Source organism: Pseudomonas sp. B2021, from assembly GCF_018135665.1.
GTDB classification, from domain to species: domain Bacteria; phylum Pseudomonadota; class Gammaproteobacteria; order Pseudomonadales; family Pseudomonadaceae; genus Aquipseudomonas; species Aquipseudomonas lactis.
Map to the genome: position 1 here is coordinate 5,278,456 of NZ_SMOF01000001.1, position 14,997 is coordinate 5,293,452.

The 14,997-nt window shown below is 59.2% G+C and carries 12 protein-coding genes and 1 pseudogene; 10 read left to right on the forward strand and 3 right to left on the reverse strand.

Annotated elements, in window-relative coordinates; all coding sequences use genetic code 11:
• Nucleotides 1-84: 84 nt before the first annotated feature.
• The 7 genes and pseudogenes from E1K68_RS27955 to E1K68_RS23785 form a co-directional block, all read left to right on the forward strand.
• A pseudogene (locus tag E1K68_RS27955) lies at nt 85-684 on the forward strand (IS5 family transposase); the annotation flags it as partial.
• A 470-nt stretch (nt 685-1,154) separates the two neighbouring features.
• Nucleotides 1,155-1,673 carry a cysteine hydrolase family protein gene (locus E1K68_RS23760; protein ID WP_212614739.1) on the forward strand — a complete coding sequence of 173 codons (519 nt, stop codon included), beginning with the start codon at nt 1,155-1,157 and terminating at the stop codon, nt 1,671-1,673.
• 622 nt (nt 1,674-2,295) lie between these two features.
• A complete protein-coding gene (locus E1K68_RS23765) occupies nt 2,296-2,547 on the forward strand; it encodes a DUF6124 family protein (protein WP_057703292.1) in 252 nt (83 codons plus the stop codon).
• Nucleotides 2,548-2,675: 128 nt separating this feature from the next.
• Nucleotides 2,676-3,209, forward strand: coding sequence for a hypothetical protein (locus E1K68_RS23770; protein WP_212614740.1), 534 nt, complete (start codon nt 2,676-2,678; stop codon nt 3,207-3,209).
• A 418-nt stretch (nt 3,210-3,627) separates the two neighbouring features.
• On the forward strand, nt 3,628-3,882 hold the full coding sequence (locus tag E1K68_RS23775; RefSeq protein WP_212614741.1) for a DUF6124 family protein: 255 nt from the start codon (nt 3,628-3,630) through the stop codon (nt 3,880-3,882).
• Nucleotides 3,883-3,988: 106 nt separating this feature from the next.
• Nucleotides 3,989-5,014 (forward strand): hypothetical protein, encoded by a 1,026-nt coding sequence (locus E1K68_RS23780; RefSeq protein ID WP_212614742.1) that lies wholly within the window; start codon nt 3,989-3,991, stop codon nt 5,012-5,014.
• 116 nt (nt 5,015-5,130) lie between these two features.
• The gene (locus E1K68_RS23785; RefSeq protein WP_212614743.1) at nt 5,131-6,564 is read left to right on the forward strand and encodes a glycosyltransferase family 39 protein; all 1,434 of its coding nucleotides are present in this window, start codon (nt 5,131-5,133) and stop codon (nt 6,562-6,564) included.
• Between the two features lie 15 nt (nt 6,565-6,579).
• On the opposite strand, the gene E1K68_RS23790 is transcribed toward E1K68_RS23785, so the two are convergent.
• Complete coding sequence (locus E1K68_RS23790) at nt 6,580-7,068, reverse strand: TIGR00645 family protein (RefSeq protein ID WP_003194267.1); 489 nt, start codon at nt 7,066-7,068, stop codon at nt 6,580-6,582.
• A 162-nt stretch (nt 7,069-7,230) separates the two neighbouring features.
• Between E1K68_RS23790 and E1K68_RS23795 the strand changes: the two genes are divergently transcribed.
• A complete protein-coding gene (locus E1K68_RS23795; RefSeq protein WP_212614744.1) occupies nt 7,231-9,054 on the forward strand; it encodes a hypothetical protein in 1,824 nt (607 codons plus the stop codon).
• A 59-nt stretch (nt 9,055-9,113) separates the two neighbouring features.
• Here the strand turns inward: E1K68_RS23795 and E1K68_RS23800 are convergent, their stop codons facing one another.
• Both E1K68_RS23800 and E1K68_RS23805 read right to left on the reverse strand, forming a co-directional pair.
• Nucleotides 9,114-9,431, reverse strand: coding sequence for a hypothetical protein (locus E1K68_RS23800; protein WP_003194269.1), 318 nt, complete (start codon nt 9,429-9,431; stop codon nt 9,114-9,116).
• 314 nt (nt 9,432-9,745) lie between these two features.
• Nucleotides 9,746-12,184 (reverse strand): ATP-binding protein, encoded by a 2,439-nt coding sequence (locus E1K68_RS23805; RefSeq protein ID WP_003194272.1) that lies wholly within the window; start codon nt 12,182-12,184, stop codon nt 9,746-9,748.
• A gap of 264 nt (nt 12,185-12,448) precedes the next feature.
• On the opposite strand from E1K68_RS23805, the gene E1K68_RS23810 reads away from it, so the two are divergent.
• On the forward strand, nt 12,449-12,937 hold the full coding sequence (locus tag E1K68_RS23810; protein WP_003194274.1) for a DUF3015 domain-containing protein: 489 nt from the start codon (nt 12,449-12,451) through the stop codon (nt 12,935-12,937).
• 90 nt (nt 12,938-13,027) lie between these two features.
• Nucleotides 13,028-14,881: a DUF4105 domain-containing protein gene (locus tag E1K68_RS23815; RefSeq protein WP_034133734.1), complete on the forward strand. Its 1,854-nt coding sequence runs from the start codon at nt 13,028-13,030 to the stop codon at nt 14,879-14,881.
• The last annotated feature ends 116 nt before the right edge of the window (nt 14,882-14,997 follow it).

Consider the following 14,997-nt stretch of genomic DNA (forward strand, 5'->3'; position numbering starts at 1 on the left):
CAAAAGCCCGAGAAACCCAATCGGCGCCCTTCGGAAGCTGAAATTCTGTAGGGTTCCCGACCATCAGCGGAAAGGAACTCTGTGATGACAGAGCATTACGAACTCTCGGATGAGGCCCGGGGTGTAGTCGCTGGTCTCTTCATCGAAACTCATGACCGAGGGCGGCCGCGCCTGAGCGATCGTCTGATGCTCGATGACGTACTCTGGGTACTCTGCTCGGGTGCAGCGTGGCGAGATTTGCCGCAGCGCTTCGGCCCATGGTCAACGGCGTATCAAGGTTCCCGGGCTGGCAAAATCAGGGAACATTCGATCAGACGGCCAAACGCTTGCACCTGAGATTGAATGAGGAAGGCTTGATCGATCTGCAAACCAGGATGATCGACTCAACCACCGTACGCGCAACCCGAGAGCTCGGAAAAAAGGGGGCCTGATGATCCTGCCGATCACGCTCTAGGCCGCAGTCGCGGTGGCCTGACAACCAAAATACACATGCTCTGCGATGCCAACGGGACACCGCTGCACTCCCCCTTTCTGGCGGTCAAGCGAGTGACATAAGCTATGCCAAGCCATTGCTGGACGACGCCAGCATTCCATCAAGCCAACTTGGCAGCCCGCGTAAACGCTGCAAATGGTTGCTTACTGACAAGGGCACGCCGCTACCGCGAGCAATATCGAATGCAGCCGTCATCCCTACCTGTGAGTGGGGACATGTACACGCGGGGCAACAATCGATAGCGCGACGATTTGCTTGATACATTCGATTCGAATTCCTTTCCGATGACCGAGCCCAAAAAAGCATCGCCCATGGAAATCCAGGACACGCAGCGTTCCAACTGGTATTCCAAGCAAGTTGACCAAATAATTATTTACAAGCAGAAACAGTTAGATACCGACTGGTCTCAGATTACCCCGGCTCAACGAAAAGAGACATCCATGGACGTCTTATTTGTACCTGGCCTTCCAGCAACCACAATGCTAGTGTCACCCCATGACTGGCTATTGCCTGACCTCGACAACCACCACCACGACCGCATCAAGCGGAGCGTGCGAGGTGTCGTGAGCCAATAACCAACGAACTTCAAAGGCCCGCCAGCGATGGACAGGGCCTTTTTTATGCCCTTGTGTCGCTGGTTCACACGCAAGGAGATGCACCCATGTACGCCCTGTTGATACTGGATATCCAAGTCGGACTCATCCACGGTCCGGACAAACCCTGGCGCTGCGACGATCTGTTGGAGACGCTGAATGCCCTGATGGACAAGGCTCGCAGCGCAGGCGCACCGATTTTTCTCGCGCGTCACATCGGCCCTGTCGGCTCGCCAATCGAACCAGGCAGCCCGCTCACGCTGGTTGTAGAGGAACTGAAGTTGCTGGGCGGAGAAGTGGTGTTCGAAAAGCGTCGGCCTAACGCTTTTGCAATGACTGACCTGGCGGACAATCTGCGCTCCAGCGGCGCCACCGGTGTGGTAATCACCGGGATGAAAACGCAATACTGCATCGACAGCACCTGCCGTGCCGCGCGTGATCTTGGCTTCGATGCGGTACTTATCGCCGACGGTCATACCTGTTCTGATACGCCTTTGATGAAAGCCGAGGCCATCGTGGCTCATCACAATGCCACGCTCAATGGGCCGTTCTGCCAGTTGGTTCAGGCTGAGGACTGGAGCTTTTAGCAGAGGTTTCCGGAGGAAAGAAAGTCGCCAGAGCAGTGCTTCGGAATTTTCCCGCAATATGGCGCGCTGTTGGTGAACTGGCCAAACTCGCCTGTCGCGAATAACCTGCGACTGTTGCAGCAATCGCAGCGCCAGACTCGACGATAGCCCCATCTCGTCCTTGGCGCTCAGGCAGCGACTGAACAAAACCCTCTACCAGCTCAGTACAGCGCGCAGGCAATTGTTAGAACCTGCCCAGCAGTCCTGAGCTTTTTTTCGCCTGGCAAAAACACACCAGTAATAATCATGAACCCAGGCTTGAACCCCGCAGAGCCGAGCTTCGGAATTTTCCCGCAAGTTGCCGCGCTGTTGGTGAACTAGCGCAAGCCACCTCACAACGCTAACTTCTTTGCGTCGCTGATGATCAGCGTCCGGCTTTGACAGGCCGAAAAGTGTAACCTTTCACACCCCGTGATAAGACGGCATGCTTACGCATTCCGCCCTGTTCATGGCGGCTGTGCGTGGGGCATCTTCGGGTGCGCCGGGTTCCTACACTTCCGGTCTGTCAACCCGCGTACAGCGGCCACCTATTCTGTTTGACAGCAGGGGGAGGCAGCTCCTTAAACAGTGTAGGAGCTTCATCGTGAAAAAGATCACCCCCAATCCCCCCTCCGCCAACCTCTTCACACTCTCTCCAGACATTCCCTGCGAAACCCTCCTGATCCAAGCCAGCGAAACTCTCGCCTCTCTCAACGCCATGACCACCGACCTGGCCTTCGAACTGGAAGGCGCCAACCGCCACAAGCTGTTGGCCGCTCAGCAACTCACCGTGCTGGGTGAGCTGTTGGTTGAGCGGGTGCTGGTGCTCACCCAAGACAGGCAAACCTTCCAGTAACCAAAAGGCCGAGGCGCGTTCAGCGGCTCGGCCTTTTTCTGTCATGCGTCTCAGACATCCAAGCGCATCGCTGCCATCATATCCCCCGCCGCGGCCCTCAAAGCATTGATGACAAGGACGAACTCCCATTGAACAAAAACTCCTACGCCTTCGTAATACCGGTCGCCATTGGCATGCTGGTGTCCATGGCGCTGGTGCTGGCCTGGGTATTCGTTATCTGGCCGTCTGTGCACTTCAAGCCGTTGGCCGAGAAGATCTGCCTGATCGCGTCGCCGGTGCTGGCAATTGTGCTGATGCTCTATGTCTGGCGCGTCAGGAAAACCGAATGGCTGCGTAAAAAGCCCCTGGACCGATTGAGGTTTTTTCTCGGTACGTTCATCGCAAGTGCCATGGCCATGATCTCCCTGCTAGCAGTCGTCATCCTTCTTACAAGTGCGACGCTGCGCACCTACACAACCCAGTACGAATACACAACAGGCGGCAGCCGTAGTTGTTCAGGCATCCTGGTGTTCGATACGGAAGTGAACAAGCAAATCAAGATCTGTCATGTGGGCGGTAGCGGTGATCAGGGCTGGGCGACGGTGGAAAAGCGCAGCGGGCCTTTGGGGATTGTGGTGACGAACGCAACACCTGCGCTCAATATTTCCCCATTCGTTCGCTAAAGGCACCAACACCGGGGCGGTGCGGGCCGTTCTGCCAGGTGGTTCGGGCTGAGGACTGGAGCTTTTAACAGAGCCTGAAGACGGGGGAAGGTCAACAGGACCGGGCTTCGGAATTTTCCCGCAAGATGCAGCGCTATTGATGAACTAGCGCCCCCCAACCAACAAGCCTAGCCTTCCCCCTGTCGCTGCAAAATCAGCGACCGGGTTTAGCAGCTCGGTTAATATCAAGGCCTGCAAAGCCACCATCCGTTCGGGCGATGCTTTCTGCATCCGCTGGTTCGTATCATGGCGGCTGTGCGTGGGGCACTTTCGGGTGCGCCGGGTTCCTTGATTCCTGGTCTGCTAACCCGCGTACGGTCGCCACCCTTTTCGTTTAGCAGCGATGTCTGGCGACTCCATCAATCAAGGAGTTTGAGCCATGAAAAAAATCACCCCCAATCCCCCAACCACCCTCTTCATCCTCGCCGAAAACATCCACCCCGAAACCCTGCTAATCCAAGCCAGCGAAACCCTCGCCTCCCTCAACGCCATGACCACCGACCTGGCTTTCGAACTTGAAGGCGCGCACCGCCACAAGTTGCTGGCCGCTCAGCAATTGATCGTTCTACGCGAGTTACTCGTAGAACGGGTCTTGAACACCCAACCATTCACTACCCAGACACCACAGCCCTAAAACACGCGAACGGGCGAGCTGCCTCAGCGCATCTCGCCCGCTGGCATCCCCTCACACTTCCCATTACCCTGACGGCCTTTATCAGACAACCGGAAGTCAGATACCCGTGTTCAAGCCCTTCGCCGTCATCGCCCTCGCCGTCATCCCTTCACTCGCCACCGCTGCCGAGTTGGCCGGGGTTTGGCAAGGTACTTTGGGCAAGTCCGCTATCACCGTCTGTTTCAACGGCGCCGACGGGGAGCATGGCAGTTATTACTACCAGCGCATCCGTACCCCGATTCAACTGACCCAGGCCAACGACAACGCCCCTTGGGTGGAGGAAGGCAACACCGGTTTCTGGGCCCTGCAAAAACCTCAGGGCGATACCCTTTCTGGTGCCTGGAGCAAAACAGATGGCGGCACGCCGCTGCCACTGGCTTTACGCCGCATTAGTGCGGACGGCTGCGGCAGCGATGCCTATAACGCGCCCATGGAAGCCGCGCCGCTGCCGATCAAGACCGAGAAGAAGACTTTCCACAACCACACCTACCAGCTCAAGACCCAAGGCCCCCGCGTCACGCTCAAGCTTGCGGGTGACAGCCCGGCGGTGCAGAAGATCAACCAGCAGCTCGCCGCCCTGGCCGTCAATGACGAAGATTTAACCGACTATTTTTATGAACGGCGTGAATACCTGGGTCGAAACGGTTCGGTTTATACCAGTGAGATCGAGGTTGAGCCCGCCTATTGGTCATCGCAATTTCTCACCGTGCGGTTCTACCGCTGGGCCGCAGGCCAAGGCGCCATGGGCATCAGTTGGGGCCTGCACTCCTGGAACCTGCAAACCGGTGACAGTGTGGACCCATGGACCTGGCTCGGCGGCCATCAGCAATGGCATGACGCCTATTCCGGCCATTTGAAGCTGCCGGCCGCCTTCAGCCCTTGGCTGGCCAAGCAAACCACCACCGACGAGGGCTGCCCGGCGATCACCGATTACTCCATCTTTCACCTCAGCTTCAACACCCAGGGCCTGCAACTCTCGACACCGGCCAATGGTGACGGTTGCGACAACGACTTGAGCTTTACCTGGGAGCAATTGGAGCCGGTGCTGACCGAACAAGGCAAAGCGGCAGTGCCCAGCTTGAAACTGCCTTGATCCGCCGGAGAAAAACCCCACGGCCGTTCACCAAAGGTTAAGAATCGCGCTCGTATACTCCCTGACTACCCATGACCGGTCGCCCGATCGGTCTCATGCCTCGGTAGCCAGACTCCATGACGCGCCCCGCTCCCCTGCTGCTCTTGCTTGCTGCTCTGTTGTTCTTTTTCGCCCTCGGCAACCATGAGCTGCAAGGCTCTACCGAGGCTCGGGTGTCCGGGATCGCCATGGCGATGCACTTGGACGATGACTGGGTGGTGCCGCGCCTGTTTCGTGAACCCTTCCTGGAAAAACCGCCCCTGAGCCTATGGCTGGATGCCGGGGCGATTCGTTTGTTTGGCGCCAGCACCGGGGCGGTGCGCTTGGCGTCGGCGTTTGCCGGGTTGTTCAGTGTGATGCTGTTGTACGGGATGCTGCGGCGGTTCGGGCGGCCGCAGACGCTGGCGTTCAGCGCTGCGCTGATCCTGGCGACCATGGCCAGTTATTGGGGCAATGTGCGGGGGGTGGGTGAGGATTCGTTGCTCAGCCTCGGTGTCACCGCTGCCCTGCTGGGGTTTTACCAGGCGGTACGGCCCGATCGTGAAGGTTCGAGTACCTGGGCCTGGGCGTTGTTTACCGCCGGGATGGTCATCGCCACGTTGAGCAAGGGCGTGTTGGGCCTGGCGATGCCGGGCATTGTGATTTTTGTGTACTTGCTTTGCACCAGCCTCATGGATAAGCGCCTGCGGCTGGGCGATTGGCTCAAGCCGGCGCTGTTCACGCTGTTGGCCTTGGTGCCGTTGCTGATCTGGCTGGGGTTTCTGTTTCAGCGCGGCGGGATGCAGGCGGTGGGTGAAGTGTTATGGACCAATAGCGTCGGGCGCTTCAGCGGTTCGTTCGTAGAAGCCGGGCATTACGAGCCGTTTTACTATTACCTCGCGAAACTGCCCGAGGCGTTCCTGCCCTGGAACATCCTGGTGTACCTGGGCCTGTGGCATTTCCGCAAAAGCCTGGTGCGCAACCGCTACCGGTTGTTTTTCAGTGTGTGGCTGGTGGCGCAGTTCACCCTGTTGACCCTGGCTTCCAGCAAACGCACCGTGTACTTGATGGCGGTGACGCCAGCCGCCGCAGTATTGGCCGCCGAATATGCGCGGGTGCTGCTGGAGTGGGCCAAAGACCATAAGCCGAGGCTGTACCGCTATCACCGACAGATCATCGGCGGGGTTTTCACCCTGGCGATCGCCTGCTACCTGAGCGCAGCGTTCTGGTTTGCCCCCAAAGCCGATGTGCGCCATTCATTCGTACCCGTGATCAGCCAGATCCAGACCCTGCAAGACGAAGGCAGGACGGTGGCGATGTACCAACCCAACGAGCGCATCGACGGCGCCAGCGTGTTCTACCTGCAGGCCTACTTGCCGATCCTGAACACCGAAGCCGAACTGCGCGCCTTCCTCACCGCCAAGCCCGGCAACGTTGCGTTGACGGACCACACCGACCGGCTGAAAGAGCCGGTTACGGTGATCAAGCAAATGGCGATCAACCGCCAGCCTTATTACTTCGTGGAGCAGTAAGGCCGGCGCGCGATATCAATGCTTGGTGAGCTTGTCCAGGTAGCCCATGGCAAACGCCGAGACCACGAACGTCATGTGGATGATCACGTACCACATCAGGTGCTCTGGATCGACGTTCTTGGCGTCCATGAAGATGCGCAGCAGGTGGATGGAGGAAATCGCCACGATGGAGGCCGCCACTTTCATCTTCAGCGACGAAGAGTCCATGGTGCCCAGCCAGTTGAGCTTTTCCTTGTTTTCGTCGATATCCAGCTGCGACACGAAGTTCTCGTAGCCGGAGATCATCACCATCACCAGCAAGCCGCCCACCAGCGCCATGTCGATCAACGACAGCAGCAGCAGGATCACTTCGGCTTCCAACATGGTGAAGATGTTGGGAATCACATGAATGATTTCCTGGAAGAATTTCAGCGCCAGGACCAGCAAGCCTAGGGACAGGCCCAGGTAGATCGGCGCCAGCAGCCAACGCGAGGCGTACATCGTATTTTCGATAAAGCGTTCCATTGAATCTCACACAGCTTGGCTAAAAATGGTGCCGAGTATACCAGCCGCCACCCGGCCCCTGTCACCGCGAGAAAACTGACCCAAGTGGCATCTGTAAGAGAATTTTTCTGCTAGTGTCGAGACCATTCACTCGGCTCGATGATGTCGGACAGGAAAACTCAGATGATGGATGTGCGATCCCCTTTGGCCGCTCTCGGCCTGTGCGCGGCGTTGCTGATGGCCAGCGGCTGCTCCCCCAAAGAAGAGCAGAAGCAGGCGACCCTCGAAGAGAAAACCACGAAGTTCGAACAGTCCCTGGACAGCATCCAGGACCCTAAACTGCGCGATGCCATTGCGGACCTGGGCGGCTCGCTGCTGTTGCTGGAACGTGCGCGCGTCAAGCTCGCCAGCAAGCCCATCGAAGCCGAATACGGCGAAGACAGCCTGGCCCTGCTCAAGCATTACCCTACGCCCCAAGCGCTGGTGGACACCTACATCAATGGCCTGTTCGTACTGCGCAAAACCTCGCACTCCGACTACCTGACGGATTTGCAGCCGGTCTTCCCGTTCAACTTCAACGCCCCGGACCAGTTCCCCTTCCCCCATGGCCTGGAATGGCAGTCGGTCACCCTGAGCAACAATAAAGTCATTCCCTTCCAGCCGGAATGGTCAGAAACCGACCCCGGCATCCAGCTGAGCCCCAGCAGCTCCAACCTGACCAACCCCGACGACCTGACGGTGACCTACCCGTTTATCGAAGGCATCGAGACGGAAAACAAGAGCCAGCCACAACCCATCAGCCTCAAGGGCGCGGTGGAGGTGATCACCCCGGGCAAGGTGCTGACGTTCGACCTGACCAAACAAGACGTGGGCCATAAACGCACAGATGGCAATATCACCCTCAACCTGCTGACGCTGGAAAAGAACTACGCCGAGATCGAATTGACCAACAGCCAGCCCCTGGCCGCCGAAGTCGGCGACGCGTCACCCAATCCGCTGCTGGTGCAGGCACGGGACAGCACCGGGCAATTTCTGACCCGCTCAGGCTCGATCAACGAGAGTGCCGCGCAAGTGGCGTTCTATGAGAAACAACTGGCCGAGATGCAGAAACAAACCGCGTGGTCCGATGCCTTCGATAAACAGCTCACAGACGCGCAAAAAGCCTTCGAGCGCCAGCAGACAAGCCATTACGCCAAGGTGTATTTCAACGGGCTGATCGATAACCTGCAGGTGAACGTGCTGGATTTCTCCAAGGCCACGCTCACCCGTAAAGACCTGGACCTGCCGGTGATGCGCTTTGACAGGAACAGCCTGCAAAAGACCGTACAGCCCCTGCCAATGCCGGTCACGGTGTATGACGACGGCGCCGCCAGTTGGCTCAAAGATGCGTCGATGACCGAGGAGCAACTGAAAAACAGCGTCACCCTCAGCCAATCGACCGAAGACGCCAGTGCCGCAAAAATCGTGTTTGACCATCCGTTCACCTTCAATGACGACCTGGTCGGTGCCGAGCGCAACAACAGTGACGCGCCTATCACCTTTTTCACCGCCGATGACAAGGGCGAGCGCGGCGAGCCCATCGAGCTGCCGACCGAGGCTTTCGAGCTGAACGCAGTAAACGGCACACTGACTTACGACCTTAATCTGTTCCCGGAGACCCCGGCGTTTGTGGTGGGCTCGGTACCGTTGTTTTTGGCCACCATCGAGAAGGCCACGATTGACGCCGCCAAGCTGCCCAAGGGCCTGTCGCTGAAGGACAACGCGCTGATCGTCGACCAGAAGGACTTCCCCGCCGACAGCTGGCGCTTCTACGCCAAGGATGCCAGCGGCAATTACCTCAAGGAGATCCTCGGCGTCAGCCACCGCGCCGAGGAATACGGCACGGCGATGTTTGACGTGCATTACTTCTACGGCCAGCCGACCACGCTGGAAAGTTACCAGCGCACCGACCTCAGCACCGTGCAGTACGGTTTTGAGGTGAAGCTGGACAGGCCTGAGAGCAAATAGCCCTGGGTGGACGCGGAGCGTCCGGGGCGGCGTTACCACGCGGAGCGTGGGAACGATCCTCAGAGGGCCAGCCGCTCCTGGCCGCCATTGAGTTGGCGCAGATGGGCCTGCAGGTGCAGGCACCAGATCTGCGGTTCGTCCATTTGCTCGTAGCCGTGCAAGGTCAGGCTATCGACGATGGTGCCCAGCATGCGTTCTGCCACGAAGGGCCCATGAAACGGGCCCTGGGATTTGACGGTGGAAGGCTGTTCGCCCGACATGCCGGCGGCAAATAGCAGCGTCCACATCCCGTTATCCCCGGCCAGAGGGCGAATGGAGCATTCGATACGGGTGACCAGGCCCAGGCACTGGCGGGTAAGGCAAAGGTTGCGCGACATGGCGGCGACCCTCGGTAGATCGGTGTTCAGCCCCAGCGCACGGCGAGGCTGTTTCTATCCTGCGACTCCTGTGGATATCCCTGATTCTGAGAATAGAAGAAAAACACGACAATCCAAGGTTGTAGAGACCAACGGGCGTTGGTCCCTGAGGGTGGAGTCAATTTTGTGGCACGCTAAACGTTCCCAAAAACACCACGGACCAGTGTGGGAGCTGGCTTGCCTGCGATGACAGACTCACAGCCAACCTCCCAGTTGACTGATACACCGCTATCGCAGGCAAGCCAGCTCCCACCTTGACCGAGTGATGACAGCAATCAGGTCGGCTTGGCTTCTGCCAACGCCTGCTGCGCCAGCTCTTTCTCCGCCTCCTTCAAATCCTCCTCACTGATCATCTCGGCAATCGCCCGCAAGCGCTCCACCACCCGCGCATTCACGGTGCCTTCCGGGAATTGCCCCTCGGCGTCCGGCTCGCCGGCATCCTCGCCCACCAGCAGGCTCAAGGCCTCATCGGCCTGGCGCACCGCATAGATATGGAACTGCCCGGCACGCACAGCCTGCAACACTTTCTCGTCGAGCATCAGCGTGGCGACGTTGGCCTGAGGGATGATCGCCCCCTGCTCACCGGTCAACCCACGGGCTTCGCAGAGGCGGAAGAAGCCTTCGATCTTCTCGTTGACCCCGCCCACCGCCTGCACTTCACCAAACTGGTTGATCGAGCCGGTGATCGCAAAGCATTGCTTGAGCGGCGTCTTCGACAAGGCCGAGATCAAGGTGCACGCCTCGCCCAGGGACGCACTGTCGCCGTCCACATAGCCGTAGGACTGCTCCAGGGCAATACTGGCGGAGATGGCCAACGGGAATTCCTGGGCATAACGGCTGCCCAGGTAACCGGTGAGGATCATCACGCCCTTGGAGTGAATTGGCTGGCCGAGGTTAACTTCGCGCTCGATGTCGACAATGCCGCTGCCGCCCGGGTACACCGTGGCGGAAATCCGCGCCGGCACGCCGAATGCCGAGTCGCCCACTTCCAGCACCGTCAGGCCGTTGCACTTGCCCACGGCCGCACCGGCGGTGTCGATGAGGATGACGCCGGCGAGCATGTCGTCGAGAATCCGCGCCGACACACGGCCGGTGCGCGTGGCCTTGGCCTTGAGGGCGCGCTCGATATGCCCGGCATCGGTCATCTCATCGCCCGCCAGGTGGCGAATAAAGTCCGCCTCGCTGACCAACTGGAACAAATCACCAATACGCGCAGACAAGCGGCCTTGATGTTCGGCCAGGCGTGCGCTGTAAGTCGCCAGGCGCGCCACCGCGTCCGAGGTCAGCGGCGCCATGCCTTCTTCCGAAGTACGGGTTTTGAGCAACTGGGCGAACTGCTCCAGGCTCTCGTCGACCATGGGGATGTCTTCGTCGAAGTCCACCAATACGCGGAACATCTCCTGGAAGTCCGGGTCGGCGTCTTGCAGGGCGTAATACAACTGGCGCGAACCGATGATGATCACCTTGACCTGCAAGGGAATCATCTGCGGGTTGAGGGTCACGGTGGCCAGGCGGCCGAGTTCGCCCAGGGGCGATTCCATCTTCAGCTTGCGCGATTGCAGGGAACGCTTGAGCGCATCCCACACAAAGGGCTCGCTGAGCATTTTTTCGGCTTCCAGAATCAGGAAGCCGCCATTGGCGCGGTGCAACGCGCCGGGACGCAGCTGGCGGTAGGTGGTATAGAGCGCGCCCTGGTCGGTGCTGTATTCGATACGGCCGAACAGGTTGTCGTAGGTCGGGTGCGGTTCAAACACCACCGGCGCGCCACCGTTGACCGAGTGGCCCACCACCAGGCTCGGGCAGTATTGCTCCTCAAGCAGCTTGCGCGCCTGGGCGTCGGTCTTGGCGTCGTCCACCAATTGCTCGACCACGGTTTTGAGCAAGTACACCTGCATGGCCTGCAGATAGCCACAGACCCCGGCGTTTTCTGCATACTTTTCCGACAACGGTGCCAGCAACGGCTGCAGGGCCAGGGTGATGGTTTCTTCGTTGAACTGGCGCAGCTGGTTGTTGGACTCGCGCTTCCACTGCGGCAGGCTGGCCAGCTCTTCGTTGAGGCGTTCTTCCAGCTCGGAGATATCGGTGTGGAAGCGCTCGCGATCGGCTTCCGGCAGTTGCGAAAACTCGGCTTCATCCAGCGCCTTGCCGTCGAGCATCGGCGTGAAGGCGATGTTGGAGCTGTCGCGGTACAGCGCCACGTCTTTTTCCAAGGCCAGGCGTTCGATCACGTCCAGCGCTTTGTCGTAGCGCTGGTTGAACGCCCGGTCGATGGCGCTTTTACGCTGTTGATAAGTCGGGTGTTCGAACACCGCCGGGAAGGTGGCGACCAGGTTATCCACCAAGGCGTTGATATCGGCAATAAACGCCGCGGCGGCGCCACCCGGTAATTCCAGGGCGCGGGGCTCGCGGGGCTCATCGAAATTATTCACATAAACCCAGTCCGCCGGGGTTTGCAGGCGCTTGCCTTCGGCTTTCAGGTAGCGTTTGACGAACGAAAAGCGGCCGGTGCCCGGCTCGCCCATGACAAACACGTTGTAACCGGGGCGTGGCATGGCCACGCCGAACTGCAAGGCTTCAACCGCACGTTCCTGGCCAAGCACACCGCGAAAGGGCTCCAAATCATTGGTGGTCGAGAAGCTGAACTGTTCAGCGGAGAAAGGGCGAGTCAGCGCTTCGGGCGCTAGACGCAAGCTGGCAGCAACAGGATCAGGCATCGGGCTTCCTTACATCAGGCGGGGCAGATGGGGCATTCTGGCTCCCGGTTGAGCGCTCTGGCAAGGCGCGCTTTCGGGAAAGCATAGACACGGCACGCGTCCTACAAAAAAATCGCCCGCCACTGAATGTTTATAAAAAAACACGGAACCCTGGGAACGTGCCTAAACTCCAAACTGCGCGGGTTGGACTAATAACTGGCCCCTAGGGTGCTGCGAAGCACCTGAACCCTTGTCCATTGGTTTGCACACAAAGAGAACAAAGCTATGAAACGGATCCTTCTTGGTACTCTCTTCACCGTCGTCTCCCTCAATGCAATGGCAGAAGCACCAGGTGGCCCGAACTGCGGTTGGGGCAACATGTTGTTTGAAGGCCAGCGCGGTACTCCGGCCCACTTCCTCGCCTCCACCACCAACGGTACTTCGGGTAACGCCACCTTCGGCATGACCTCGGGAACCAACGGTTGCAGCACCAACAGCGCCCTGACCTACGGCGGCAAGTCCTGGATTGCCATGAATGGCATGATGAACGAGCTGTCCGAAGACATGGCCAAAGGCAACGGCGAAGCGCTGACCACCTACGCGGTGGTACTGGGTGTTGCGCCGGAAGATCGCGATCACTTCGCGGCCGTGACCCACGAGCACTTCCAGCAGATCTTCAGCAAGGCTGACGTGACCGCTGACGACGTGCACAACAACACCATTGCTGTACTGAAAAGCGATGCCCGTCTGGCGAAATACGCAACCCAGGCTTAAGCTCGACCTGCCCGCGCCTTTCGAGGCGCGGGTACTATTTTTGGACCCGCCTCCCCTTTGGGTCTCACTTTTTTGACTTAAGTTGCCCCTATGCTCAAACGCTTTGCCTGGTTGGCACTCTTCGCCTGCGCCCCGCTGTACGCGGCCCCGCACCTTGATGATCAACGTTTGCAGCAACTGGCCAATGATCCGTTCTGGCTGTCGCTGGGGCACTACGAAGCCGGCAAAGTCAGTGGCTGGCGCAGCTATGTCAGCGACAAGAAATTCTTCCTCGCTCCCGATGGCGCACACCATCCGGATGCGGAACTCAAGGCCACCGTTGATGCGCTGTATGCACCGGCCAGCCTGGGTGAAAAGCACGCCCAATGCGTTTACCCCGCACGTACCCGCTGGCTCAAGGCGCAGTTGCAACTGAACGACCTGCCCGCCCTGGAATGCAAAGAGTTCACCCAGTGGTTCAAGGACGTCGCGCCCCATAGTGCGGTGATGATCTTCCCGGCGGCCTACCTCAACAGCCCGTCGTCGATGTTCGGCCACACCCTGCTGCGCATCGACCAGGCCGACGTGCAAAGCAACAACACCGCGCTGCTCAGCTATGCAATTAACTTCGGTGCCTATATCGAAGGCTCCGACAACAGCATCCTCTATGCCTGGAAGGGCCTGATGGGCGGTTATCCCGGCCTGTTCGCCCTGGTGCCTTACCAGGAAAAGCTCTCCGAATACCGCAGCCTCGAAAACCGCGATTTGTGGGAATACCGCCTGAACCTCACGGAAGTCGAAACCAAGCGGATGGTCGAACATGTGTGGGAGCTCAAACAGATCCAGTTCGATTACTTCTTCTTCGACGAAAACTGCTCCTATCGCCTGCTGGAACTGCTGCAAGTGGCCCGCCCTGGCCTGCGTTTGACTGAGCAATTCCCACTCACCGCGATCCCTACCGATACCGTCAAAGCGGTAAAGGATGCGGGGCTAGTGGAAAAGATCGACTATCGGCCTTCGCGTGAACGTGAACTGCTCGAACGCGCCAAGCCGCTGGACAGCGATGAGCAGCAGTGGGTGTTGAAAATCAGCGATGACCAAAAGCAACTGCAGGAGCCTGCATTCAAAGCCCTGCCCCGCGAACGCCAGGCATTGATTGTGGACGCCGCTTACCGCCTGGGCCGCTACCGCGCCAACGGTCTGGAGCGCGATGCGACACGCTCCCAGCGCAGCTTCGAACTGCTGCGCGCAATCAACCAGAACCCGGCGCCCGACCTGAAGATCACCCCGCCCGGCCTGCCGGAAAACGGCCACGAGTCGCGCACCTGGCAAGCCGGCATCGGCACCCGCGGCGACAAAGCCTTCGGCGAATACGGCTTGCGCATGGCCTATCACGACCTCAACGACAACGCCGAAGGCTTCCCCTTGGGCGCGCAGATCGAAATCCTGCAAATGAAGTTGCGCCAGTACGAGGGCAATCACTGGCAGCTCCAGCAACTGGACCTGGCCACCATCCGCTCGCTGACGCCACGCAATGCGCTGCTGCAACCCTGGTCGTGGCAAGTCACCGGCGGCCTGGAACGCGTGCCGGGCAAACACGACGACGAAACCCTCGTAGCCCACGTCAACGGCGGCGCCGGTGGCACCTGGCAACTCTCCGACGACATGCTCGGCTTCGCCCTCGGCACCGTGCGCGTGGAACACAACAACGACTTCAGCGAAGCCATCTCCCCCGCCGCCGGTTTCAATACCGGCGTGCTGTGGAAAAACCCGTTGGGCAACCTGAGCCTGGAAGCCAAGGGCGATTTCTTCACCAACGGCGAAGTGCGGCGCAGCATCAGCCTCAACCAGCAATGGGAACTGTCGCGCAACCTGGGCCTGCGCCTGAGTGCCCAGCGTGAGTTCAGCCACCTGTCCACGCCAGTGAATGAAGTGATGCTTGAGCTGAAGTGGTACCACTACTGACTCAAGCCCGGTGAAAATCAAAATGCGGGGACTACCCCCCCTGTAGGAGCGAGCTTGCTCGCGAAAAACTCATAGGCGCCGCGTTTACTCAGGAAACACGCGTCATCGTTGACGTT